Genomic DNA, 24,526 nt, shown 5'->3' with positions numbered 1-24,526 from the left:
GATGATCCGAGTGTTATTGAACTGCGTGCTCGGTCTGGCACTGTCGGCATCTATGGCGAAAGCGCAGGCCGAAATCGTGATAGATCGTACCCGGCTCATTTACCCGGCCACCGCACGGGGGGTAACTCTCAACCTGCGCAACGAGGCGGACAGCCCGAGGCTGGTGCAAGTCTGGATCGATGAAGGCGACCCTCAGACGTCGCCGGAACTGAGTGACGTACCGTTTACCGTCACGCCACCGATCCTGAGGATGGAGGCGGGCAAATCGCACGCATTGCGAGTGATCTATCATCCGGTTCCGCAGACTGCCACGACCGATCCCCAGGAAGTGGTGTAATGGCTGAATGTGCTGGGGATCCGGCCCACTGACGCGGCGAGCCATCAACTGCAATTGGCGTTTCGCACGCGCATCAAACTGTTCCTGCGCCCCAACGCGTTGCCAGGCAGGGCGGAAGATGCCGTGGCGGCGCTGCAATGGCAACTGGCAGACGACCGCCCGGTGCTGCGGGTGCGCAACCCGAGTGCCTTTCATGTGACCTTGTCCAGCGTGGCGCTCAATCTTGAGGGCGTCGCATACCGCCACGAAAACCCACCGATGCTGGCTCCGCGCTCAACGGTCGAGTTGAGCATGCCGGGTTGGGTTGTACCGTGGCGAGGTACGCCGACGCTGCGTTTCACTACATTGGATGACTATGGCGCGACGCAGGAGAGGACGCAGCGCATAGGCCGGTAACTAAGTAGGCGAGGGGTACAGCCCTTGTGCCAGCGCGATGAATGCCAGGGCAGCCGGGGAAGACTGACGCCGATCCAGCACCGCCAGCCCGATCCGACGCGGTACCCGCGGTGCCAATGGCAACGCCACATAATGCGAGCCGGCATGTTCCGGCAGGGGAGCCTGCGCAACCACACACAAACCATCGCCCCGGCTGACCGCCTCCAACGTGCTGAGCAACACCAGCTCCGACGAGCCGGCTTCAGTCAGGATAAAGGGTTCATCGCAGAGCGCCTGCAAGGTCATGGCCTCATCGGCGCATAGGTATCTACACAACTTGGGTATGACGCTGAACCTGTGGAGAGGGAGCTTGCTCCCGCGACGGCCTGATAGCCGATGCTTATCTACCTGACGCACCGCAGTCCAAATGTGGGAGCTGGCTTGCCTGCGAAGACGGCCTCACAGTCAACGGATTGTGTGCATATCCATTGCTGCGGTAACGGCTGCTTAGGGTTCCGCTCTGACAGCGGCTCACTTTTGAAAAGCGCAAAAGTAAGCAAAACGCTCTTGCCCCACCACTCGGCACCTCGCTTAGGCTCGGTGTGCCCGTAATCCGCCAGTGATTTGGGGGGGCCGCCGCCACGCGCCATCCATGGCGCGGGGCGGCTAAACCGGCATCCCTGCCGGTTTACCCCCCAAATCCCTATCGAATTCCGGCCAGCGTGGTTTAACGGGGCGCTTAAGATCAAAATCAAAAGCAGATCAAGAGCGACTCGCTTCGCATCGTGGATATCGGCTATCGATGGCATTCGTCGCATAGGCGCCACACGCTCCGGGGTGTTCATCGCGCTTAACCCGTTGACGGCAGTCATTTGCGGTACGGTGCTGCTGGACGAACCGCTGACAATGCCGATGTTGCTCGGCGGCGCGATCATCCTGCTGGGTATCTACCTGTGCAACAAACCCCTTGCGCGGGGCAGGGCAATGGGGATTTGATAAGAGTACGGACAAACCTGGTTACGCTGTGTAGAATCAGTTTACGCATACAAGAATATGGACTTGCGCTCACGCAAGCCTCGGCCGTCAGAGACTGATGACACCATGAAGCTACTTGGCTCCCCCCTCATCTTTGGTGACTTCCTCGCCCGCAGCGTGCGGGGCCTCTCTTGTGCGCCACCCTCCAGCCTCATCCTTGCTCGCAACTAATCAATTGCTACCTACAAGAATGATGAGGCACCGAACATGACCGACCAACTCGCAAACCCAATGGGCCTGATGGGCTTTGAATTCATCGAATTCGCCTCGCCCACCCCAGGCACCCTGGAGCCGATCTTCGAGATCATGGGCTTCACCAAAGTGGCGACCCACCGTTCCAAGAACGTGCACCTGTATCGCCAGGGTGAGATCAACCTGATCCTCAACAACGAACCCGACAGCCTCGCTTCCTACTTCGCGGCCGAGCACGGCCCGTCGGTGTGCGGCATGGCGTTCCGCGTCAAGGACTCGCAACAAGCCTACAAGCGTGCCCTGGAGTTGGGGGCCCAGCCGATCCACATCGACACCGGCCCGATGGAATTGAACCTGCCGGCAATCAAAGGCATTGGTGGTTCGCCGTTGTACCTGATCGACCGTTTCGGCGAAGGCAACTCGATCTACGACATTGACTTCGTGTACCTCGAAGGCGTTGATCGCAACCCGGTAGGCGCGGGCCTGAAGGTCATCGACCACCTGACCCACAACGTCTATCGCGGGCGCATGATCTATTGGGCCAACTTCTACGAGAAGCTGTTCAACTTCCGCGAAGCGCGTTATTTCGACATCAAAGGCGAATACACCGGCCTGACCTCCAAGGCCATGAGCGCGCCGGACGGCAAGATCCGTATCCCGTTGAACGAAGAATCGTCCAAGGGCGCCGGGCAGATCGAAGAGTTCCTGATGCAGTTCAACGGCGAGGGCATCCAGCACGTAGCGTTCCTCACCGACGACCTGGTCCAGACCTGGGACGCGCTGAAGAAAATCGGCATGCGCTTCATGACCGCGCCGCCCGACACTTACTACGAAATGCTTGAAGGCCGCCTGCCGAACCACGGTGAGCCGGTGGACCAGTTGCAATCGCGTGGCATCCTGCTGGATGGCTCGTCGGTTGCCGGTGACAAGCGTCTACTGCTGCAGATCTTCTCGGAAACCCTGATGGGCCCGGTGTTCTTCGAATTCATCCAGCGCAAAGGCGACGATGGGTTTGGCGAGGGCAACTTCAAGGCGTTGTTCGAGTCGATCGAGCGCGACCAGGTGCGTCGTGGTGTACTGACCGCCGATTGATGACGGGTTAAAGCAAAAAAGCCCAGTTTTAACTGGGCTTTTTTGTGCGTGATGCATCGTGTTGCAAATGCCATGCGGTTTACTGGGAACAGGTGTTTCTTCAACAATCACACAAAGGGCAGGACGCAGAAAAACCTGCGCTTCCACTATGAAGAGGCTCTCTTATGAATGTGAATTCTCCTGCCCCTCAACGCCCGATCGGGTCACCTATATCCATGGAGCAGTCGGGCCCCGCGCGCAATGTCCGTTCAACCGGTGATGCAGATCCGGTCGATCAAGCGCGTAAAAAGTTTCTCGATGACAATGAAACCGAGTACTTGGGCGGCACACTCAGCGCAGAGGGATATCAGTGGGTGAAGGCAGCAGTCTCTCGCGATAAACCGGGTGTGCAGGTCTCGACATTTGCCGTTGATGGCGTTCAGTCCAACGACATGACGGTGATCAAGCGCGTGCCGCCTACAGAAGAGGGGCCTAATCTCGTCCTGTATATGCCGGAAGAAGACGTGACATCGTTTCATGAGTTCAAAAATGCAGAGGAGATGACTGCCTGGCTCAAGGATGTGGCCAGCGACCCGACCGAGCGCAAGCGATTTACCGAGCATTTTTCCAGTGATAAAGCGCCGAAACAGGAGGATCGGGTTAACAAGAAGTTCGGCGAGTTCGCTGATGGCGACATCAATGCAGTCGTGGGCAGTTTTGGCTATGAGACGGGTGATATTTTCGAACGGTTGAACAAAGACGTTTCAGTGCCACCGGTTCAGATCAGTGGGCTGGTGCGCACGCAGCTTCACAACGTCACGCCAGATGGAAAAGCGACCTATATCGGGTATCCAGAAGATGGTAAGAAATTACTTTATACCTACGACGCTTATGGAAACATGCACGGCAGCAATGGGAAAGAATGGTTTTTCGCTCAAAACGGGTTGAACGACAACAAACCGCTGGAACCGATGACGCTTAACCAATTCACCAAGAAAGTTGCCAGCGTTTCATTGGACAATGCGGGCGCCAATGATATGCGCGGGCTCCTGGATGAGTTCGTGAGGCAACTCAGAAACCCGTTGCGCGGTATTGGAATGGCGCTCAAAGAGCTAGGCGTGCCTGGCGACGTTGCCACCTCCATCGAAGAAATACTGAAGAATCCAGCGAAAGGAACGCTGCTTGAATTGAACCATGACAATCGGATCGGCAAGGTGTTTGGGGTTGATAAGGAACAGATGGATGCCACCCTGGAAAGGGGGGGCAGTCAAGTCCAAAGCAATATTCCCCACTATGGCGCATGGAGGGATAGATTCAACGACGTGGCCTATGTCATCGAGGGGCAGGTCGGCACTTACAAAGAGCCGACCACTCAGGTGAGGACCTGATTCAATCCAGGCTGTAATACAGAGGGGTAAGGATGCCCCCATAACCCCATCCAATCCCAGCCGGCCTTTCAGGCTCGGCGCTGACGCACCAAGTGCTTGAACCCTTCATACACCAGCACCATCACCGCCAGCCAGATCGGGATATAGGTCAGCCATTGCCCACCCTGGATGCCTTCACCCAATAGCAACGCCACCGCCAGCAACAGCACCGGCTCCACGTAGCTCAGCAGCCCGAACAGGCTGAACGCCAGCAAGCGACTGGCAATGATATAGCTCACCAGCGCCGAGGCACTGATAAGGCCCAGCATGGGAATCAATGCATAGAGCTTTGGGTGCCCATCCAGCACAGCAAAGCCTTGTTCGCCGCTTTGTACAAACCACCAGGCCACCGGCAGCATCAACGCCATATCCAGCCACAGCCCACCCAGATGGTCGGTGCTCAGGTACTTACGCACCACGAAGTACACCGGGTAACCGATGATCACCACCAGTGTGGCCCAGGAAAAACCACCGGCCTGATACAGCTCGTTCAACACGCCAAGCGCGGCCAACACCACGGCGATCTGTTGCAGCCGTGAGAGGCGCTCGCCGTAGACCAGGCGCCCGGTGAGCACCATGGTCAACGGCAGCAGGAAATACCCCACCGACACGTCCAGGCTGCGCCCATTGAGCGGCGCCCACATGAACAGCCACAACTGCACGCCGAGCAGGGCAGAAGACACCAGCACGCCGCCAATCAGCCGTGGCTTAGCCGCCAGCATGCGCAGCAGTTCCCACACCCTGCGCCACTCACCGCTGACAATCATGAACACCGTCATGCAGGGCACGGTGAGCAACATGCGCCAGCCGAAAATTTCCAGGCCACTCAAGGGGGTAAGCAGCGATGTGAAGTAATACATCACCGCAAACAACACCGAGGCCAAGACCGATAACACCACACCTTTAGACACACTGTCCTCGCGAAAGCCGATTATTTCGTTGGCAGTCTACAGGCGTGCCAACCGACCGGATACAAAATGCCCGACATCGTTGAACCCCGGCGAGGACGAATGCCCCGGTGTGACCAACGAATCAATGAACGCCTCGTCTTCGGCACTGATCTTCACCGCCAGCGCGCCGGTGTAGGCGTCCCACTGCGCCTCGGTCCGTGGCCCCACAATCGCCGAGCTCACCGCCGCATTGTTCAGCACCCAGGCGATTGCGAACTCGACAATCCCTACGCCACGCCCTTGGGTGTATTGCTGGATCTGCTGGGCAATGCGCAGTGATTCAACCCGCCACTCGGTTTCCAGGATGCGCTTGTCCTGGCGCGCTGCACGGCTGCCGGGTTCAGGCGTGACGTCCGGTGCGTACTTGCCGCTGAGCACCCCTCGGGCCAGCGGGCTGTAAGGCACCACGCCCAGGCCGTAGGCCGTTGCGGCGGTGATCTGCTCGACCTCGGCCTGACGGTTGACGATGTTGTACAGCGGCTGGCTGATGATAGGTTTATCGACCCCCAGGCGTTCAGCCACGCGAATCACTTCAGCGATGCGCCAACCCCGGTAATTGGACAGGCCCCAGTAGCGGACCTTGCCCTGGCGGATCAGGTCACCGATGGCGGACACGGTCACCTCCAACGACGTGTCGTGGTCTTCGCGGTGCAGGTAGTAGATGTCCAGGTAGTCGGTGTCCAGGCGTGCCAGGCTGGCCTCCAGCGCAGTGAACATACGCTTGCGGCTCAAACCGCTGCGGTTGGGCACGCCATCGGCAGGGCCGAAGCCGACCTTGGAGGCCACCACCCAATCGTGGCGGTTGCGTGCAATCGCCTCACCGACGATTTCCTCGGAGCGCCCGCCTGTGTACACGTCAGCGGTGTCGATGAAATTGATGCCCTGGTCCCAAGCCTTGTCGATGATGCGCAGCGAATCTTCGGTGCTGGTCTGTTCGCCAAACATCATGGTGCCGAGGGTCAGAGCGCTGACCTTCAACCCGGAGTGGCCCAATGTGCGGTAAATCATGCAAAGCTCCTCATGGCAGGCAAAATGTAAGTGATGCAATACCAGACCCGAGCGCTCTGGAACAAGCCCTGGGCGCATTTCTTCATGTGCGTAGCAAAGTCACGCAGCGCGCCTGTAAAAAACGGTGCAGCACTTTCACGCGTTCCGACACTTGCAGGCGGTGCGGGCACATCAGGTTGAACGGCGCGGGTTCGCCTTGCCAGTCGGGTAGCAAGGGTACCAACCGCCCAGCCTGGATATCACGGGCCACATCCAGGTTTGCTTTATAGGCAATGCCATGCCCCGCCAGCGCCCAGCGGCGGACAATCTCGCCGTCATCGCTGAGGTAGTCACCGCTCACCTCGACTTCTTGAAGCAACGGCCCCTGGCGGAAATACCAGGTGCTATTGGCCTGGCCCCGGCGCATATAGCGCAGCGTGCTGTGGTGGGCCAGGTCTTCGGGCTTAAGCGGTGTGCCGTGGCGCGCCAGGTAGTCGGGGCTGGCGCAGGCAATGCGATGGTGATCGGGTACGACCGGCAGGGCCACGAGGCTGGAGTCCCTCGGCACGCCAAAGCGCAAGGCAATGTCGACGGTGTCGCGAAACAAGTCGGCATTGCTGTCGTTGAGCAACAGTTGCAAGCGGATATCAGGGTGCTCCAGCTTGAACTCGTCCAGCCAACCCAGCAGCACATTGCGGCCAAAGTCCGAGGGCGCGGCCAACTGCAATAAACCACTGAGGCTCTGGCCTTGTTGCTTGATGGCGTGCTCGCCTTCCGACAACGCCTCCAGCGCCACCCGCACACTGTCCAGGTAGCGCCGGCCTTCTTCAGTCAGGCGCATGCTGCGCGTGGAGCGAGCGAGCAGGCGGATGCCGAGGCGGGTCTCAAGGCGCTTGAGTGCAATACTCGCCGCGGCTGGCGTGAGGCCCAGGCCACGGGCGGCGGCCGTGAGGCTGCCGGTGTCGGCGCTGCGCACGAAGACTTCAAGGTCGAGAATCGAGCTCATTGATAAAAATCCTTTAAAGATCTTGTCGTTTTACCCGGATTTTTCATCGATTACCAAGCTGGGAAGATGAACGCTCACTTTCTGACCCAGGTAGTTTTCTCATGACCTCTTCTCTGAGCGGCAAAACCATCATTGTTATCGGCGGCAGCAGCGGTATCGGCGCGGCAGTGGCCCAGGCAGCCTTGGCGCGCGGCGCGAAGGTGGTCGTGGCTGGGCGCCGCTTGGCGTCAAGTTCCGCCAACGGCCTGCACAGCGAGCCAGTGGACGTCACCGACAGCGCCTCTTTAAAGCAACTGTTCGAAACCGTGGGGCGGTTTGATCATCTGGTCTACACCTCGGGGCCTTCAGTACGGGCCAAGGCTTTGATTGAAACCGACCTGGATGAAGCCCAGGACAACTTCGATGTGAAGCTCTGGGGCGCACTACGCGCCATTCAACACGCGCTGCCCTTTCTGCATGAACAGGGCAGCATCGCCCTGACCTCGGGCCAACTGGGGCGCAAGTTGGCGCCAGGGCAGTTCATCAAGACGGGCATTAACGCTGCGACTGAGGCCTTGGGCAAGCAACTGGCGAAAGAACTGGCGCCGCGTCGAGTCAATGTGATCAGCCCGGGGGTGATAGACACACCGGCCTACGCAGGGCTTGGCGAAGAGCAGCGCTTGGCGATGTTTGCCAAGGCGGGTGGGGCGTTGCCGGTTGGGCGGGTGGGGCAGGCTGAAGAAGTGGCGGCGGGGTATGTGCTGGCCATGGAAAATGGCTTTATGACCGGGGCAGTGGTTGATATCGATGGCGGTGGTCTGCTGTAGACAAAGAGATGGCTTGTCGATGAGACGACAAGCCATCCCTGGCAGTGAAGTATCCTGGATTCAATCGGAAACCTTAACCAGACTGAACAGCCCATCGACAACCTTAAACTCATCACTCTTGTCTTTGTTGAACGTACAGTAAAAAGTGCCTGAGGCCTGATCATCATCAACGGCTTTGTTGAGCTGCATTTCATCGGCATCGCCCTCGAAACTCAGGGTGTGGTGGCCTATTACGTCCACTGTAAAAGCACCTTGAGTGCCCGTTGCTTTAGTGTTCATGCCGGTAGCTCTCTAGACGTAAGTGAATGTCTGAACCATCAGCCTAGGCGCGTAAAATGGGCTTTGGTACTGTTAGAAATAACAGGTCAAAGGCACTTTCATTGGTCGCACGGTTGCGAGGGTAGCGTCGGCAGCAGGTGACATAGTGTCCGTTGAAATAGGCTATTAAAAAAACATCTTTATACCTGTCAATGTTGACAGTTTCACTCACGCTTACAGGCCACTAACATCACGGCGAACTCCTTTATCAACTGATTATTGGCGAGGCATGACTAACATGGATCAATCAGTGCGCGTCCCAATTCTACCCTTGTCAAAAGGTACCTTCACCGCGACGTTGAATGGCTACCTCTCCCTTGATTATGTCGGAGATCCGACCCAGGAGCTGCGCCTTGATCAGCAGGTCTGGACCCTTATCAGTTACGGACGCCCTTCAACCGGCGGTAGTTTGATTGTGTTCACCATTAACGTCCCCAGCAGCCTGTGTGACGATGGTCAACCTCACACGTTCTCGATAGGTAGCCAAAACACCGCCATTTCGCTCTATACACAGCAGCTTGATTTCTCTGCCAAGACAGGCGAGATCACGGTGTCGCTTAAAGATAACCGGATGAGGGCGACGTTCAGTTTCAAAGCACAAGCAGATGCTCATGAAGTCGAGGTTTCCAATGGCATCTTTGAGGTCAGCAACGGGACCGGCTCTATCACAGCAGACTTTAGTGGCGCCGAGCCTCCGTATCCGACTTTTGAAGCCACAACGGTCGAGATAAATCATTTGGACCTGTTTCCGCTGCCCAAGGATGCTGACGCTATAAAAGGGCGCATTCACAACTATGACCCCATCCCGACTCAAGATGATCTCTTGTCTATTGTGGTCAACAAGGGAACGTCGCCAGGCACCTATAAGTTGGGTGGTGACGATCCTGCTGTAAGGGTGTTGTTCACGCAGTTCGCAAAACGTGCCTTATTAGAGGCACGCAGCGGTGAGGTGGTTTTAGAGCATGTACCTGAAACGGGACATGGCAAGGGGCAGTTCAAATGCGAATTCGACGATGAACTCAATAAATTTTCCGCTGTGGGCTCCTTTGATGTCCATCATCCGTAGGTATTGACCCAGTAGGCGCCCATCGGAGGTTATCCAGCACGATGGGCGCCTTGCCGGTGGCAGGCAAGGGCAAGCCTTATGTCCGCAAATTGGTACTCATGCCTTCAACGCACGGGTCATCCGCAACGCCAACACACTCCCACCCACAATCACCGCCGCCAGCAGGTACAACGCCACATCCGTAGACCCGGTGGCATCCTTCACAAAACCCACGATATAGGGGCTGAGAAAACCCGCCATCTGCCCCATGGAGTTGATCAACGCCAAGCCACCCGCCGCCGCACCCGCGCTGAGCATCGCGGTGGGCACCGGCCAGAACATCGGCAGGCCGGTCAGGGCGCCCATGGTGGCGATGGTCAGGCCGAGGATGGCAATGGCCGGCGTGGTGGCGAAGTTCACTGCAATGACCAGGCCGAGGGCGCCCATCAACATCGGCACCACCAAATGCCAGCGGCGCTCCTTGCGCAAGTCGGCGGAGCGGCCCACCAGCAGCATGAACACCGCTGCCAGCAGATACGGAATAGCGCTGAGCCAGCCAATCACCAGGTTATCGCTGAAGCCCATGTTCTTGATGATCGACGGCAGCCAGAAGTTGATCGCATACACGCCACTCTGGATGCAGAAGTAGATCAGGCCGAACGCCCAGATCGCGGGGTTCTTGAACACTTCGGCCAGGGAGTCGCTGGTGGTTTTGGGTTTGTTCGCCAGGTCCGTGGCTTGGTCGGCTTCCAGCACTGCACGCTCATGGGGCTTGAGCCACTTGGCGTTGGCGAAGCTGTCACTGAGCAAGAAATAGGCGAGGGCGCCGAGGATTACAGTCGGGATGCCTTGCAGCAGGAACATCCACTGCCAGCCCGCCAAGCCACCTTGGCCTGCGGCGAAGTGATTGAGAATCCAGCCGGAAAACGGGCTGCCGAGCAAACCGGACACCGGGATCGCTGACATGAACAGTGCCATGATCCGCCCGCGGCGAAAGGTCGGAAACCACTGCGAAAGGTACAACACCACCCCTGGAAAGAAGCCGGCTTCAGCGGCACCCGTAAACAGGCGCAAAGTGTAGAAATGCGTGGGCGTGGTCACAAACAGCAGGCATGTGGAGAGCGTGCCCCACACGATCATCATCAACGCGATCCAGCGCCGTGGGCCGAACCGGGTCAGCGCCAGGTTACTCGGCACGCCGCACAGCACGTAGCCGATAAAGAAAATCCCGGCCCCCAGGCCGTACACGGTTTCACTGAATTTCAACGCATCGAGCATCTGCAACTTGGCAAAGCCAACGTTTACCCGGTCGAGGTAATTGAACAGGTAGCAGATAAAGATGAAGGGGATCAGGCGCAGGGTAACGCGCTTGTAGATGGCGTTTTTATCGTCATCGCTGGCCAGTGCGGCAGTGGCGCTCTGTGACATGGGATTCTCTCTTTATTATGATTTTTCGCGGTGCGAGGGTAACGTTGACCGCCCTGACAGTCTCGGTGACGTGACGGGCAACTGTCTTTGTGCTGGCGCACAGTCAAGCCCTCTTTGCGCTGTGCCGGTGAACAACCTTTTTCAGGAAATTAGCCTCATGTTCGAGCTGGATCATGCCCTGGCGCAGGAGATTGTCGATCGCACCATGGCGATCCTGCCCCATAACGTCAATGTCATGGACAGCCAGGGCTTGATCCTGGGCAGCGGCGAGCCGGAGCGTATCAACACGCGCCATGAAGGTGCGCAACTGGTGCTGGCCAATGGGCGCGTGGTGGAAATCGACGGGCAGACCGCCAAGCATCTCAAGGGCGTACAGCCGGGCATCAACCTGCCGCTGCTGCACGATCAACGCCTGATCGGCGTGCTGGGTATCACCGGCGAGCCGGATGGGCTGCGCACCTATGCCGAACTGGTGCGCATGACCGCTGAAATGCTGGTCAGCCAACGCCACCAGCAAGCCGAGCAACAATGGCGGCGCCAGCGTTGCGATGATCTGCTGGCCCTGCTGTTGGCCGACAGCGGCGACTCCCCGCGCCTGGTGGACGAAGCCCAGCAACTGGGGCTCAAGCCACAACTGGCGCGCACGCCGTACCTGTTTGAACTGGGCCCGGGCCAAACGGCGGAGGCTTTGAGCGCCTGGCTCGCCAGCCGTTACCCGGACAGTTGGTGCGTCAGTTCTGCGCAGTTTTCCTTGCTGTGGTGCCGACCCGCCGCGGTGCAGGTCGATAATCCCCGCTTGCTGGAAAAGCTCGACGGCCTGGGCTGGAACATCCTGCGCGTGGCCATCGGCGGGCAAGCGGAAGGTTTGGCGGGGCTGCGCCGCTGTTACCGACGGGTTGGGGATCTGCTTGCCTACGGCCGCGATATCCTGCCGCAATCACGCCTGTTGACCCTCAACCGTTACCGCCTGCCGGTGATGCTGTGGCGTCATCGCAACGACGACGCCCTGGATGAGCTGCTCAGTCCGTTGCGCAAGGTGTTGGCCAAGGACAGCAACGGGCAACTGCTCGCCACGTTGCGCAGTTGGTGCGAACACGATGGGCAAAGCCAGGCGTGTGCCGACGCCTTGGGCATTCACCGCAACAGCCTGCGCTACCGCATGGAGCGCATCGCTGAACTCAGCGGCGTAGACCCGCTGACGCTCGATGGGATGCTTGCCTTGTACCTGGGCGTCCAACTGCTGCCCCAGAGCGAACGCTAAAATTCGTGTTATTAGCTGTTCTCCCAATGTCACGGCTTACGTTTTTCAAAACTGGCAATGAACTCATCGAGGATGCGTTTGTTTTCGGCAACCTCCTCGGCACTGGGCCCGCGAATGTTGGCCCACGGGTCCGGCTTGGGCACGACCGAACCGTAGCGGAGGCGTACGGATTTGAGGATGGCGTCCCACACGGCCATGGCTTCGTAGTCGGTGAGTGAGGGGTTGACGGGTTCTGGTGACGCGGGTTGTTGCCAGAGAGGCCGTTCGTAGCCTTTGTTGGCGAATTGGGGAAGGGTCCAGCGCACCAGGTCTTCCGGTTCGTTGGGATCAACGGGCTCTCCTTTCATGCCACCCGCCGACAAACGGATGCTCATGCCAGGCCGAGCCAGCGAAGGATTGTCCCGGTAGTTTTCGCTCACAAAGAGTATTTGACGGTGAGTGTCATCGCTGAAGCCGATCAGGGACTCTTCAGCTTGCATGCCGGCCAACGTAATTTTCCTTGCCCGCAAATTTTCGAAATCCCCGGCGAGAAAAATTTGCCCGTCTTTGGGGGTGCGCACGTGCAAGCGTTCTTCATCATCAGGCGACAAAGCGTTGATATAGATACTCAGCGAGACATCTGAGGCTGGTGGGCTAAAGTCGAAACTAGCGATCTCCTGATCGTGATGACTGCGAATGACAATGGAGCCCAGTGCAAAGCCTGCGCCTGCGGCTTCAGGGGTGACTTTGAAGATCTCTTTTGAAAGTTTTAACAGACGATCTTCAACAGGGGCGGTATTACCCTTGAAGGAGTCAGCTCGGAGCATGACGTAGACGTCATCGACCAGCAGGTGGAGTTCGTGAACGAAAGTCTGACGCGGTGTTGGACGCCGGTAGTATTGCAACATGACACTTTGCGGTGTCTGCGCTTTGGCTGACACCAGCATTGATACGTCATCCATCTCATAGTTTTTGACCGCGGCGATCCTGCTGGCCCGTTCCTGCAAGGCCGCGGAAAAGCGTTGCTGTGACACCCCCTCGCCCAACACCCGCACTTCAACGGATGCATGATCGGCCCCCAGCCCGTAATACAACTTCACATCCCCTCCGCCGGTCCAACTGGAAGGCAAGTCGATCAGCCCACGGCCCAGCGCCCAGGTGCGCATGTTGCTGGTCAATTCGTGCACGGTTTGTTTCTCCTGTTCACTGGGTTGTTTGAAGGTGGTGCACCCTGCAACCGATCCAAGCAGCAGGCATGTAAAAAATACGGTCAGCCTGCGCATAGAGGCCTCTTGGCTTTCGCCGCGATCTTGATCAGGGAGTAGAGAGTGAATTGCTGGGTGAGCGGGTTGGCGTAGGAGGCCTCATGATCGAAACCCGGTGCCTGCACTTGCTGGCGGACAGAACCCTGGCGGACCTGCCTGATCGGCGCCCGGCCGGAACTCACCGGTACGGTGCCGTCGCCAGCGCCGTCCTGCATACGGCAATGCAGTTCCCAATAGCTGGTCTGCACGGTCTTCACTGGCGCATCGGGGTCACCCCGTGGGGGCATTATGCTTTCGGCTTGCCCGCCTACGTACAACGGGCTTCGTCCGTCGTCACGCACCTCATGCATTTGCAGGCTGGACACCGTGAAGGCATCCGGGCTTGAGGCATAAGGGCCATTGAGGCGAGACCCACGACGCATTTCCCAGGTGATGGATTCGAAACTGGGGTGCTTATCGTCGTTGCCGTAGTAAACGTAGGTTTGAGGGTGGTAGGAGCCAGCGATTTTCTGATGGAACCGCTTCGCTTCCGACATGTTTTCCTCAAAATCTTCCCACGTAATCGGATCCCCATCCTTCGGTGCCAACCACTCTTCACGCAACAATCCCCACCAACGGTCGCGGCGTAGATAAATCTCTTCATAAGGATCTTTTACCGGTTGACGCGGCATAGCCGGAGCTCCGCGCTCGTCAATCAGCCGCAGCCAGCCCTGGGCATAGTCCTGGGTGGGCAGCAATTGCAAGGCACCAGGTGCCTGCGCAAATACAGCGGTGACCTCCTGACCGGTGGGGCCAATGACCGCACCGGCAATGGGGTCTTCGTCGCGCATGCCGACCTTGCAGCGACGGTAAGCGACCGGCGCCCCGATGGCGGGCATCACGCCGTGCACGACGCCGGCAATTTTGTCGGCCATACCCGGTAGCTGCCCGCATCGACGTGCCACCAGCCCGCCCATGGAGTGGGTAACCAGAATCACCTGTTGGCAGTTGCGACCGTACTGCTGCATGAGTTCATCAATACGCACAGCCAGCCTTGAAGCGGCCTCCTCGTTGGAGTCCAGCCAGTTGTAACCACAGGCATGCACCGGCATACGGTAGCCACCACGCGCCGCCAACTCGTCCGAAATAATCGACGGCAACTGCGCCGCCAGGTTAGCGCCCAACCCGGGCATGGCGATGGGCATTTCAGGTTTCAACTCGGTGACTTGAACTGGGCCGGGCTCGACACTGCGGGTATGCAGATGCTCAGGCCGAATGTCGAATTGCGGCCATTTATGCGGCATGAATTCGCTGTTAAGGGTGTCTTCCAGCCACAGAAGAAACGCGTGGTAGCTGGTTTCGCTGACTTCGCCCCATCCGCGCTCTTCGTAGCGCTTGGTCAGAGCCAGGATGGTTTTTTTCCTGTCCGGCTCTGGCGGCACTATGACCGTGCCGACAGAGCGCTCCGGCACTGCGCCTTTGTTATCGACCTCTACCCTGGCGGGGTGCAATAGTTGCTGTCGTATACCCGCCTTTTTGTTTATCCAGTTCAGGGCCAACCACATATTCTTACCCATGAACCCCGCATCCAACCGCCAGACGGGAGCCGCCTTATTCTTTCCCTTTCCTTTCTCCGGTTTGCTCTTCAAATTCGACCCCATAATCCCCGGCACAAAAATCACCGGCAGCACCCCATCCGGCGGCAATATGCAATGCACCGGGTCGGTGATATGGCTGGGCGTGAGGGTCCAGGTATGTACCGGGTTGCCCCGGGCGTTATAAGAGAGCGGCGCTATGCGTGGCATTTGAGGGGTGTCGGCCATGAAGTTCTCCCTGAGTCGAGGGCGTTGTTGCGGGCCGGCGTGGAGCCCCCGAATTGATATTGTCTGGAATCTTCTGGGCCACACTCTATTAGCGTGCAATTGCGAGCCTCAAGGGAGCGTGCGCATTAAAGATGCGTCCTACACTGCTGCAAGTCGTTACTGACAGATAGATCAAACAAGCGAGCCCATAGGTTTGGCGTTTATTTATCGCGGCGTTTCACTTTGTGGGAATGAACAACAAACCCGCCCCACACTTGTGCATCGGCCCCGCGTCATTGCCCCAGCCAACTGGCAGCATGGGCGTTATAAAAACCGGAGAAAGCCCATGAAAGTCGTGATCGCCCCCGATTCATTCAAAGACAGCCTGAGTGCCGCAGGCGTCGCCCAGACGATTGCCGAGGGGTGGGCCCAGGTCTGGCCGGCTGCGCACGTGCTTCAATGCCCGATGGCCGATGGCGGTGAGGGCACGGTGGATGCGGTGCTCGCTGCGTGTAAGGGTGAGCTGCGTAGGCACACTGTTCGAGGCCCGCTGGGAGACGGCGTCGAAGCGCGTTGGGGCTGGCTGGCCGACAGCCACACGGCGATGATCGAGATGGCCGAGGCCAGCGGCTTGCAACTTGTCGCGCCGGGGCAGCGCGACGCGTGTTCAAGTACCACCTACGGCACCGGTGAGTTGATCCGCGCCGCGCTGGATGCCGGGGCGCAGCGCATTATCCTGGCGATTGGCGGCAGTGCCACCAACGATGGCGGGGCGGGGGCGATGCAGGCCCTTGGCGTGCAGCTATTGGATAGCGAACGCCAGCCACTGCCGGCGGGTGGGGTGGCGTTGGCACGCCTGGCCCATATCAGCCTTGAGCAGCTGGACCCGCGCCTGGCACAGGTGCGTTTTGAAATCGCCGCCGACGTCAACAATCCCCTGTGCGGCCCTCACGGAGCGTCTTCGATTTTTGGCCCGCAAAAAGGCGCGAGCCCCGAGCAAGTGGCACAACTGGACGCTGCCCTTGGCCACTTCGCCGACCATTGCGCCCAGGTGCTGCGCCAGGATGTGCGCGACGAACCCGGCAGCGGCGCCGCCGGTGGTCTGGGCTTTGCCGCCAAGGCGTTCCTCGGTGCACAGTTTCGTCCGGGGGTCGAGGTGGTGGCTGAACTGGTTGGCCTGGATGAAGCGGTGCGTGGCGCCGATCTGGTCATCACCGGCGAAGGCCGCTTCGACGCCCAGACCCTGCGTGGCAAAACCCCGTTTGGCGTGGCGCGCATTGCCCAGCGACATGGCGTGCCGGTGATCGTGATCGCGGGCACCTTGGGCGACGGCTACGAGCAGATGTACGCTCATGGTGTGGATGCAGCGTTCGCCTTGCCGTCGGGGCCGATGTCACTTGAGCAGGCCTGCCATGAGGCCCCGCGCCTGTTGAGTGAGCGGGCCTCGGGCATTGCGCGGGTATGGCGCCTGGCAGCTACTCGCTGACCCCGCGCGCCAGCTGCTCCACCCACTGCTCTTGAAACCCCTGCAGCGCCGCACCGGGTTGCTGCAATTGCACAAACTCAAGCATCGGGTCTTGCACCGCTGTGCGCACGCCGCTCAATTCCTCCAGGGTCGCCAAGCCGCAGAACGGCACATAGGCGTCGCTGTAGCCGCCTTCGTGCACCAGCACCAGGCGGCCCTGACATAAGCGATCGGCTGCCAGACGCAGGGCGCGGGTCATTAACCGGAATGATTCGCTGTGCAGCAACATGCGCGCTAGCGGGTCGACGGCGTTGGCGTCATAACCGCAAGCAACGATGATCAACTCCGGTTCGAAGCGCTCCAGGGCGGGCAGCACGATGCGCTCCATGGCCTGTAGGTAGGTGGCGTGACCACTGCCTGGCGGCAACGGGATATTGATGTTGGCTCCCAGGCCGGCGCCCCGGCCGCGATCCTGCTCGCCGCTGTAACCGGGCGGGTAGCAGCCGTCCTGGTGCAGGGAAATCGTCAACACATCGGCCCGTTCTTCGAAGATCGACTGCGTGCCGTTGCCGTGGTGCACATCCCAGTCGATCACGGCGACTTTGCCCAGCCCGTTGCGGGCCTTGGCGGCCTCGATGGCAATGGCGATGTTGGCGAGAAAGCAAAAGCCCATGGCGCTGTCTGCCAGGCAGTGATGCCCCGGTGGCCGCGACAGCGAATAGGCGTTGTGCGCCTGGCCCTTGAGCACCGCGTCGACGGCGGCCAGGGTCAAACCGGCGGACAGTTGCGCGATCTCATAGCTGCCAGGTCCTATCGGTGCCTGGGGGCCAAGCTCACCGCCGCCGGCATCGCTCAATGCCTTGAAACGCTGCAGGTAAGCGCGGCTGTGGACGCGCAGCAGGTCCTCTTCACTGGCGGGCGGCGCGCTATGCAGGTGCAGGTGGCGGCTCAGTCCGGAGACATCCAACAGGCTTTTCAAGCGGCGCTTGGTCTCCGGTGATTCGGCATGCCCGCTGCCGGCCGGCGGCTGCACCCAGCCGCCCACGGGCAGGGTCAGCGCATGGGCGCCGGCGCTGTGCCACAGGCTCATTTCGTCGAAAAAAAATGCGGTGGTCAGGTTCATACCGGTTCCAGTTCAGTGGGGGAGTGGGGACGGCTGGCGACGATCATCACCAGGGACAGCAAGGTGATAGCGGCTGCACCGAGCAGCAACAGGCTGAACCCGCCGCTGGCTTCGATCAGGCGGCCGGCGAGCGCCGGGCCGATGGCCAGGCCGCCGCCGATGACCAGGTTGGAGGTTCATCAGCTTGCCGCTGTGATCGAGGTCGGCCAGGCAGGCCAGGATCAGCGGCAGGATGAAGGTCCAGGTGAATTTGAACAGCAGGGCGGCCAGGGCGAACCGCAGTAATGCAGGCTGGCCGAGCAACAGGATCACCGCTGTTGCCATTGACGTGTAGCCCAGCAACAACAGCGCGCCACGGGGCAGGCGAGCGCCGATCAGTGAGGCGCTTGCGGCCCCGGCAATGCCCATCACGGTGGCGATGGCGAGGATTTCGCCACTGTGCTGCGCAGAAATCCCGGCACTGGCGCCCAGGGCACCGATAAAGGTCCACACCCCCCCGAGGCTGATGTAAAAGGCCAGAACCGCGCCAACCCCCAGGGCGGCTTTCCAGCGTGAGCCAGGCAATACCGGCTCGCGGTTGGCCGGCAACGCTGGGCTACCGGCGGGAAAAGCCCGCGCCAATGGCAGCAGCAGGGTCATCAACCCCGCCAGGATCAGGTAGCAGGCATTCAAGCCAAACCGTTCGAACAAGCCAGGCAGCGCCACCAGGCCGAGGGCCCCGACGACCAACTGCCCCATCACCCATAAGCCGTACACCCGGCTGGGGTTGGCGGTGGTGGCGGCACTGGCCAGGCAGAGGATCATCAACGAGCCGCCGGCCAGGGCGCTGGCACCGCGCAGCACCAGCAGCACGGCGTAGGTGTCGGCGAGCATCGACAGCAGGTTAGCGGCAATGAACAACAGCGCGGCGACCCGGGCGGCGGTGCGCCAGTCAACCCGCTTGAGCCACCACCAGGCGGGCAAGGTCGCCAGGCTCATGGCGCCCAGTTCCACGGAAAACAAGTCGCCAATGCGCGCCGGGCTCAGCTGCCACTGGCTGGCTAACTGCGCGGCCACGGCCGGAGCGGTCATCAGGATGGTCGGGGTGAGGGCGGCAAACAGCACGATCGCCGCCAGCCGTGCCGTCATTGCAGGGGTGGAAATGGGCATTTTCAAGCTCCAGGAAAGGGGTCAGAACACATGCACCAGGCGTAACAACGCCTCGGTGCCGGCGTAGCCATTGGAAGCCGCAACGTTTTGCGAAAGGCTGACCATCAGTTGGTTTTGCCGGTCGAGCCAATGCCCGAGTTCGAAGCCGACTTGGGTATAGCGTTTGTGGGTGTCGTCGAGGCGGCGGTTGTTGAGGCGCAACGCGCCACCGTCGGCCTGGATCAGGCGCAGAGCGCCGTAAGTGGCGGCACTGAAGTCATACGAGGCGAAGGCCTGCAAGCGATACAGCGGGGCTTGCTTGAGTTCGCTGCCAAAGTAATCGTCATTGCGGCCATAGAGCTGGGCTTCCAGGTTGGCTTCCAGTACCCATTTTTCGCCGATGCCGTGGGTGTAGTTGTAGACAAAGGTGGCGCCCCAGCGATTGGCACCGGGGGACACGTCCGGGTTTTGACTGTGGTACTCACCCACCGGCACGGTGATCAGGCTCAACAGGCCGCTGTAGGTACGCGAGGTTGGGTCATTGACGAAAAACAGCGTGCCGCCCACCTGTGGGTCGCCCAGGCCGCGCTCGCGGCTGCGTTGGCTGGCGCCGGGCAGGCGTGCGTTGATGTCGGCAAAGGGCAGGATGAATTGCGGCGTGCACAGCGTGCCGCAGGCGTCGGTGAAATACACCTGGCGGTAAGCCACGGCGTTGACCCGCAGGTCGGCCTTGCCGGTGCTGTCGGCGGGGCCATGGAAATCCCCGGCACGTGTGGCGGGCAGGTACAACACACCCAGGCTGGTACCCGGTGGGGCGGCGAAAAAGTCGCGGGCGTTGAGGTCGGCCGCCTGGCTGTCGAGGCCGAGCAGGGTGGCGCACAGCGCTGTCAGGTTACGTAAGCATGTGGAAGTCATGAAGAAGCGTCTCGTGTGAGAAGGCCGAAAAAAGGGCAACAGCAGCCCGTGACCGTTAAAAAACGACCGTGGTAAACCGTGGGAGAAACGGGCAGGGTCAGTCGGGCGGGGCGTGCACCAGGTGCGCTATGCGTGCCTTGTCCTTGACGCCGAGCTTGGTGTAGATGGCGCGAATATGGTGGCGCACGGTATTGGGTGAGAGTCCAAGGTCGCGGGCCACTTCCTTGTAGGTCTTGCCCTCGCCAAAGCCTTGGGCCACATCGTTTTCCCGTGGGCTGAGCTGGGGCAGGGCGCGGTTGAGGCGCGCGGCCAGCAGCAATTGGTCGCCCACGGGGGACACCTGGATATGGATGTGCTTGCCGTCATGCCCGCGCTCGTCCAGCGGCACCGGTAGGGTGGGGCCACACCATTGCGGCCATTCGCTGAGCAGCAGGTCGACAAACCCGCGCTCGGCGCATTGCAACACTCCCCGTGGGTCGCATACCGCCAGGGCGAGATTGCGCGGGCTGGTCAGGGTTTCACGCATGGCCACCAAGGTGCGGATCTGGTTCGCCGAGACCGCCGCCACCAGGTGCAGCATCAGGTTATTGAGCAACTGGCAATCCTGCGCGTTGAACGTGGGCGCGGTGGGCTGGCGGTAGAGCGTCAGGTGGTGGCTGAGGTGGGTTTGCGCGTCGATATGGATCACACAGAGCAATTCACCCAAGCCGTGGCGTTGCCCCAACCAGTTCAAGGCGCTGCCGTTGGCGGGGTCGCGCATATCGATGATCACCGCCTCGCCGGGCGAGGCATGCACCCGGGCAACGGTCACGTCCAGATGACGGATCGACTGCCAGTCCGCCAGATAGTCGGGGGGCAACTGGTGGAGGTAGCTGTTGTGTTCGTGCGGCACCCCGTCGATGACCGCCGAGCGCCCCCACCAGGCACTGTCGAAGGCCAGCAAGTGGTTGAGGCGCGCCAGGGCATGGTGTTGAAAGTGTTCGATGTCCTGGTGTTGGGCCAGGCGTTGCAGGTCCAGGGTCAGGGTGCTGAAAGCCTGTAACAGGCTCGCGGGATCGAGACGGTTCATGGGTGTTCCTCTGTGGGACTTTTTTTGTTGTTCTCGTCACAGGGTGAAGGCCAAAGCGTCGGGTTGACGGGGCAGGGCCTGGGCTGAGTATCGGCGCTGCGCGCAGGGATCGCCATCGTTCAGATGCAGGATGGTGCTGGTTGGCCCGTGAGAAAACTCCGGCTCGTCAGGTGGGCGACTTAGCCTCTACACTGGCCGGCCACCTGTCTTTCATAGGATGAAAAGCAATGCACGTGCCTGAAGCATCTATCGTGATCCAGCGTTTTACCGAGGCCCACCTAGAGGGCGTCGCCGCGCTCTACAACGAACCGGCTGTGTGCCGTCAGGTGCTGCAAATGCCTTTTCAGTCGGTTGAGATGTGGCGCAAGCGCCTGGTGATGGATAACGAGCGGCGCCTGCAACTGGTGGCGTTGCAGGGCGCTGAGGTGATTGGCCAATTGGGACTTGAGCAGTACCTGCGCGTACGCCAGAGCCACGTTGGCTCATTGGGTATGGGCGTGGCGCCCGCCTGGCAGGGCAAGGGCGTCGGTTCGCGGCTGTTGGCGGCCGCGCTGGAGGTGGCCGACAACTGGATGAAACTGCGCCGTGTGGAATTGACGGTCTACGCCGACAACGAAGCTGCGCACAACCTGTACCGCAAGTTCGGCTTCGAAGTGGAAGGGCGGTTGCGCGACTATGCCCTGCGTGATGGTGTGTTTGTCGACACCCTCAGCATGGCGCGCCTGCGCACATTGGCTTGATCCGGTAAGCATAGGGATCTATACAACTTCGATGAAAGCGGTGTGTCAGTCCCTGAATCTTTGACTGAACCACCGCCTTCGCAGGCAAGCCAGCTCCCACACGTGTTATGCATCGCCCCTAAAATCAGCGCTTGGCACAGATCCTCTGTGGGAGCGGGCTTGCCCGCGATAGCGGTGTGTCAGCCGCTGAATCTTTAACTGGACCACCGCCTTCGCAGGCAAGCCAGCTCCCACACGGGTCATGCATTGCCCACAAAATCAGCGCCCGGCACAGATCCCCTGTGGGAGCGGGCTTGCCCGCGATAGCGGCGTGTCAGCCGCTGAATCTTTAACTGAACCACCGCCTTCGCAGGCAAGCCAGCTCCCACACGGGTTATGCATTGCCCACAAAATCAGCGCTTGGCACAGATCCCCTGTGGGAGCGGGCTTGCTCGCGAAGGGGGCCTGACAGCCGACCAGGATATTGGGTTTAGGTAGCGGCTAAAAAGTGGTGGCGATACCTGTGCCCTGTAAGGCAAACCCCACCGCGGCCTGCGCATGCAGCGCGGTAGTGTCAAGCAGCGGCAGGGCGCTGTGCTCCGGTTGGATCAGCAAGCAAATTTCCGTGCAGCCGAGGATGATCGCCTGGGCGCCGCGTGCCGCGAGTGCCTGGATCACCCGCTGATACACCTGGCGCGAGGCGTCACTGATGACGCCCACGCACAACTCTTCATAGATGATTCGGTGCACCGCCTTGCGTTCATCCGCGTCTGGCACCAGCACGTTGAGCCCTTGGGCGGCAAGGCGGGACTTGAGGAAATCCTGCTCCATGGTGAACGCGGTACCCAGCAAGCCCACCGTCAAGGTCCCGGCCTCCAGAGCCGCCGTCGCCGTGGCATCAGCAATATGCAGGAAGGGAATCGACACCGCCGCCTCAATGCGCGGAGCCACTAAATGCATGGTGTTGGTACACAGCACCACACAATCAGCACCCCCGGCCTGCAAGCGTCGCGCGGCATCTTCCAGGATCAGCGCGGCATCGTCCCAACGCCCGGCATGCTGAGCCTGTTCCACCGGGCCGAAATCCACGCTGAACATCAACACTTGCGCCGACCGCAGCGGGCCGAGCTGGTCGCGCACGCGCTGGTTGATAAGGCGGTAATACTCGGCGCTGGACTCCCAGCTCATGCCGCCGATAAGGCCGATGGTGCGCATGTAATGCTCCGGATAAGAGGATAAGGCTTCACCTTACACAACGAAGGCGGTTCATTTGAAGGCCGCACGCCCGGGTGAATGTTTGCCAACGCGACTAGGCGAGCCGCGCCTCAATGGTGAGGTCAGTTCGGGAACTGTTTAGCGTAGCAATACCACCTATACGCAGGTCACTGGCCTGCCGCCAGACGAGTAGAAAAATCCCAGTTCCCTTAGGACTACCTCATGAATATTGATCCGAACACTGCTTTGGCAAGGGCATACGCCACCAGCGACGCACACAGGACTGTCGTCGAGATTGCTCATTCAGGCGACCGCGGCAATCAAATTAAACATCGCCAAGTTTCATTGTCCACGGACCAAGTATTAGAGAGGTCACAACGTGCAGACGGATTTGCGGGTTCACTGAGTTCCGGGGACTCCGCAGAGGTGACCTATGACTTCTCCAATCGTCCCGAAACGGGCGCCACAACCAGCCCGTTCACAGAAACACAAAAAGGCGTCATCCGTGAGACCCTGAATAATTTCAGCGATGCTGCAAATATCCGGTTCAAAGAGTCTGCCAATGCACAATCCCATCATATGCAGTTTAAGGTTGATGGCAGCTTTAAGTGGCAAGCCCCTTGGTATGCACCGGTGTCCGATGACGAGCCCGGCAGGGTGCAGGTAACGCTGACCCAGAGCCATGCCGATGGGCTGGAAAAACCCAATAATTTTGGCCGTCACGTCATTGCAAAGGCTGCGGCCTTTAAAGTGGGGCTTCCTGACCCGACGTCCGCAACACCGGAAAATAAGTATGCGGAAAATACGCTGGCTTACACGGTCAGGAGTCCTTTTCTGGAAACCCGCTCAGACCATCGCTTTAATAAATCGCATGGCCAAGACAATCAATATTCAAGTACACCGATGATGGATGATATCGCCGTCATGCAAGATAAATTCGGGGCGAACCTCCAAACGCGTACGGCAGATACGACGTATGGATTCAATTCAAATGCCGATCGTGAAGTATTCAAATTGGAGTCGGCCGATGATTTACCGGTGTTTTGTGTATGGGACGCCGGAGGTAGAGACACATTCGATTTTTCCGCATTCAAGCAAGATCAGGTTATCAATTTGAGATCGGGCAGCTTCTCGAATGTAGGGGGAGGCATAGGCAACGTCTCGATCGCCAACGGCGTCACCATCGAACGGGCTATTGGCGGTGCTGGCAACGACATTCTTATTGGGAATGACTCGGATAACGAACTGGAGGGCGGCAAGGGCGATGACATTCTTTATGTCAAGGCGAACTCTGGCTTCAACAGGCTGTCAGGCGGGCCTGGTAAAAATACCTTCGTTATCGGCGCGAACGACTCATCCGCCAGCTTTGAAAACACAGCTATAACGGACTTTGTCAGCGGCAAGGATAAATTGGATATTTCAGCCCTGCGCGCAGCTCACCCACGACTCACTGTCACCCAGGAATATTATCGCAGCCATCATCTGACCTTGTTGCGTTTCGATTTCGATGGCGACAAAAAAGACGACTTCATGATGAGTATAAGTGGGCGAATCGTGCGTTCCGATTTCCATCCTTGACCTGAATGTGTTGACGCATGTATTGGCGTGCTCCGAGCGAAATTAGGTGCG

General features: G+C 59.6%; 20 protein-coding genes and 4 pseudogenes. 11 read left to right on the top strand and 13 right to left on the bottom strand.

What is annotated here, in order from left to right:
* Position 1 precedes the first annotated feature (1 nt).
* Positions 2 to 379 (top strand): annotated as a pseudogene (locus N2A98_RS13170) (fimbria/pilus periplasmic chaperone); the annotation flags it as partial.
* A gap of 81 nt (positions 380 to 460) precedes the next feature.
* Positions 461 to 733, top strand: coding sequence for a hypothetical protein (locus N2A98_RS13165; RefSeq protein WP_345774702.1), 273 nt, complete (start codon positions 461 to 463; stop codon positions 731 to 733).
* Here the strand turns inward: N2A98_RS13165 and N2A98_RS13160 are convergent.
* Positions 734 to 1,024 (bottom strand): annotated as a pseudogene (locus N2A98_RS13160) (LysR family transcriptional regulator substrate-binding protein); the annotation flags it as partial.
* A gap of 489 nt (positions 1,025 to 1,513) precedes the next feature.
* Between N2A98_RS13160 and N2A98_RS13155 the strand changes: the two are divergent.
* From N2A98_RS13155 to N2A98_RS13145, 3 genes and pseudogenes are all read left to right on the top strand, one after another.
* Positions 1,514 to 1,708, top strand: a pseudogene (locus tag N2A98_RS13155) (EamA family transporter); the annotation flags it as partial.
* A 246-nt stretch (positions 1,709 to 1,954) separates the two neighbouring features.
* On the top strand, positions 1,955 to 3,031 hold the full coding sequence (gene hppD, locus N2A98_RS13150) for a 4-hydroxyphenylpyruvate dioxygenase (RefSeq protein ID WP_032897233.1): 1,077 nt from the start codon (positions 1,955 to 1,957) through the stop codon (positions 3,029 to 3,031).
* A 164-nt stretch (positions 3,032 to 3,195) separates the two neighbouring features.
* Positions 3,196 to 4,398, top strand: coding sequence for a DUF6543 domain-containing protein (locus N2A98_RS13145; protein WP_275623580.1), 1,203 nt, complete (start codon positions 3,196 to 3,198; stop codon positions 4,396 to 4,398).
* Between the two features lie 68 nt (positions 4,399 to 4,466).
* Here the strand turns inward: N2A98_RS13145 and rarD are convergent, their stop codons facing one another.
* The 3 genes from rarD to N2A98_RS13130 all read right to left on the bottom strand — a co-directional run bounded on the left by rarD (position 4,467) and on the right by N2A98_RS13130 (position 7,380).
* Positions 4,467 to 5,348 (bottom strand): EamA family transporter RarD, encoded by an 882-nt coding sequence (rarD, locus tag N2A98_RS13140; RefSeq protein ID WP_032897236.1) that lies wholly within the window; start codon positions 5,346 to 5,348, stop codon positions 4,467 to 4,469.
* A 36-nt stretch (positions 5,349 to 5,384) separates the two neighbouring features.
* A complete protein-coding gene (locus N2A98_RS13135; protein ID WP_275623579.1) occupies positions 5,385 to 6,395 on the bottom strand; it encodes an aldo/keto reductase in 1,011 nt (336 codons plus the stop codon).
* An 82-nt stretch (positions 6,396 to 6,477) separates the two neighbouring features.
* Entirely contained in the window at positions 6,478 to 7,380 is a 903-nt protein-coding gene (locus tag N2A98_RS13130; RefSeq protein ID WP_078467033.1) for a LysR family transcriptional regulator, read from the bottom strand.
* A 101-nt stretch (positions 7,381 to 7,481) separates the two neighbouring features.
* Between N2A98_RS13130 and N2A98_RS13125 the strand changes: the two genes are divergently transcribed.
* Positions 7,482 to 8,186: an SDR family oxidoreductase gene (locus tag N2A98_RS13125; protein ID WP_275623578.1), complete on the top strand. Its 705-nt coding sequence runs from the start codon at positions 7,482 to 7,484 to the stop codon at positions 8,184 to 8,186.
* Between the two features lie 60 nt (positions 8,187 to 8,246).
* Here N2A98_RS13125 and N2A98_RS13120 read toward each other — a convergent pair whose 3' ends face one another.
* The gene (locus N2A98_RS13120) at positions 8,247 to 8,465 is read right to left on the bottom strand and encodes a hypothetical protein (RefSeq protein WP_275623577.1); all 219 of its coding nucleotides are present in this window, start codon (positions 8,463 to 8,465) and stop codon (positions 8,247 to 8,249) included.
* A 277-nt stretch (positions 8,466 to 8,742) separates the two neighbouring features.
* On the opposite strand from N2A98_RS13120, the gene N2A98_RS13115 reads away from it, so the two are divergent.
* On the top strand, positions 8,743 to 9,570 hold the full coding sequence (locus N2A98_RS13115; protein ID WP_152641168.1) for a hypothetical protein: 828 nt from the start codon (positions 8,743 to 8,745) through the stop codon (positions 9,568 to 9,570).
* A gap of 96 nt (positions 9,571 to 9,666) precedes the next feature.
* On the opposite strand, the gene N2A98_RS13110 is transcribed toward N2A98_RS13115, so the two are convergent.
* Positions 9,667 to 10,977 (bottom strand): MFS transporter, encoded by a 1,311-nt coding sequence (locus N2A98_RS13110; RefSeq protein WP_275623576.1) that lies wholly within the window; start codon positions 10,975 to 10,977, stop codon positions 9,667 to 9,669.
* A 157-nt stretch (positions 10,978 to 11,134) separates the two neighbouring features.
* On the opposite strand from N2A98_RS13110, the gene N2A98_RS13105 reads away from it, so the two are divergent.
* Positions 11,135 to 12,238, top strand: coding sequence for a sugar diacid recognition domain-containing protein (locus tag N2A98_RS13105; protein WP_078803105.1), 1,104 nt, complete (start codon positions 11,135 to 11,137; stop codon positions 12,236 to 12,238).
* Positions 12,239 to 12,267: 29 nt separating this feature from the next.
* Here N2A98_RS13105 and N2A98_RS13100 read toward each other — a convergent pair whose 3' ends face one another.
* Both N2A98_RS13100 and N2A98_RS13095 read right to left on the bottom strand, forming a co-directional pair.
* The gene (locus N2A98_RS13100) at positions 12,268 to 13,500 is read right to left on the bottom strand and encodes a T6SS immunity protein Tli4 family protein (protein WP_275623575.1); all 1,233 of its coding nucleotides are present in this window, start codon (positions 13,498 to 13,500) and stop codon (positions 12,268 to 12,270) included.
* The gene (locus N2A98_RS13095) at positions 13,488 to 15,284 is read right to left on the bottom strand and encodes an alpha/beta fold hydrolase (protein WP_275623574.1); all 1,797 of its coding nucleotides are present in this window, start codon (positions 15,282 to 15,284) and stop codon (positions 13,488 to 13,490) included. Before N2A98_RS13095 ends, N2A98_RS13100 begins: the two co-directional genes overlap by 13 nt.
* Before the next feature lie 325 nt (positions 15,285 to 15,609).
* On the opposite strand from N2A98_RS13095, the gene N2A98_RS13090 reads away from it, so the two are divergent.
* Positions 15,610 to 16,749 (top strand): glycerate kinase, encoded by a 1,140-nt coding sequence (locus N2A98_RS13090; protein ID WP_275623573.1) that lies wholly within the window; start codon positions 15,610 to 15,612, stop codon positions 16,747 to 16,749.
* On the opposite strand, the gene N2A98_RS13085 is transcribed toward N2A98_RS13090, so the two are convergent.
* From N2A98_RS13085 to N2A98_RS13070, 4 genes and pseudogenes are all read right to left on the bottom strand, one after another.
* Positions 16,739 to 17,851, bottom strand: a complete 1,113-nt coding sequence (locus N2A98_RS13085; RefSeq protein WP_275623572.1) for a class II histone deacetylase — start codon at positions 17,849 to 17,851, stop codon at positions 16,739 to 16,741. The two genes, N2A98_RS13090 and N2A98_RS13085, sit on opposite strands and share 11 nt — an antisense overlap.
* Positions 17,848 to 19,000, bottom strand: a pseudogene (locus tag N2A98_RS13080) (MFS transporter). The gene N2A98_RS13085 and the pseudogene N2A98_RS13080 overlap by 4 nt, the downstream one beginning before the upstream one ends.
* Before the next feature lie 21 nt (positions 19,001 to 19,021).
* The gene (locus N2A98_RS13075) at positions 19,022 to 19,894 is read right to left on the bottom strand and encodes a transporter (RefSeq protein WP_044273882.1); all 873 of its coding nucleotides are present in this window, start codon (positions 19,892 to 19,894) and stop codon (positions 19,022 to 19,024) included.
* 97 nt (positions 19,895 to 19,991) lie between these two features.
* On the bottom strand, positions 19,992 to 20,963 hold the full coding sequence (locus N2A98_RS13070) for a helix-turn-helix transcriptional regulator (RefSeq protein WP_078803098.1): 972 nt from the start codon (positions 20,961 to 20,963) through the stop codon (positions 19,992 to 19,994).
* A gap of 227 nt (positions 20,964 to 21,190) precedes the next feature.
* Between N2A98_RS13070 and N2A98_RS13065 the strand changes: the two genes are divergently transcribed.
* On the top strand, positions 21,191 to 21,703 hold the full coding sequence (locus N2A98_RS13065; protein ID WP_275623571.1) for a GNAT family N-acetyltransferase: 513 nt from the start codon (positions 21,191 to 21,193) through the stop codon (positions 21,701 to 21,703).
* A gap of 480 nt (positions 21,704 to 22,183) precedes the next feature.
* Here the strand turns inward: N2A98_RS13065 and N2A98_RS13060 are convergent, their stop codons facing one another.
* The gene (locus N2A98_RS13060; RefSeq protein WP_044273878.1) at positions 22,184 to 22,897 is read right to left on the bottom strand and encodes an aspartate/glutamate racemase family protein; all 714 of its coding nucleotides are present in this window, start codon (positions 22,895 to 22,897) and stop codon (positions 22,184 to 22,186) included.
* 222 nt (positions 22,898 to 23,119) lie between these two features.
* Between N2A98_RS13060 and N2A98_RS13055 the strand changes: the two genes are divergently transcribed.
* Positions 23,120 to 24,475: a M10 family metallopeptidase C-terminal domain-containing protein gene (locus N2A98_RS13055; RefSeq protein WP_275623570.1), complete on the top strand. Its 1,356-nt coding sequence runs from the start codon at positions 23,120 to 23,122 to the stop codon at positions 24,473 to 24,475.
* Positions 24,476 to 24,526: the final 51 nt, after the last annotated feature.

It is taken from the genome of Pseudomonas sp. FJ2-5-13 (assembly GCF_029201605.1).
Classification (GTDB): domain Bacteria; phylum Pseudomonadota; class Gammaproteobacteria; order Pseudomonadales; family Pseudomonadaceae; genus Aquipseudomonas; species Aquipseudomonas lactis.
The sequence above is the reverse complement of the archived record's forward strand: the minus strand, read 5'-3'. Positions and strand labels throughout refer to the sequence as shown.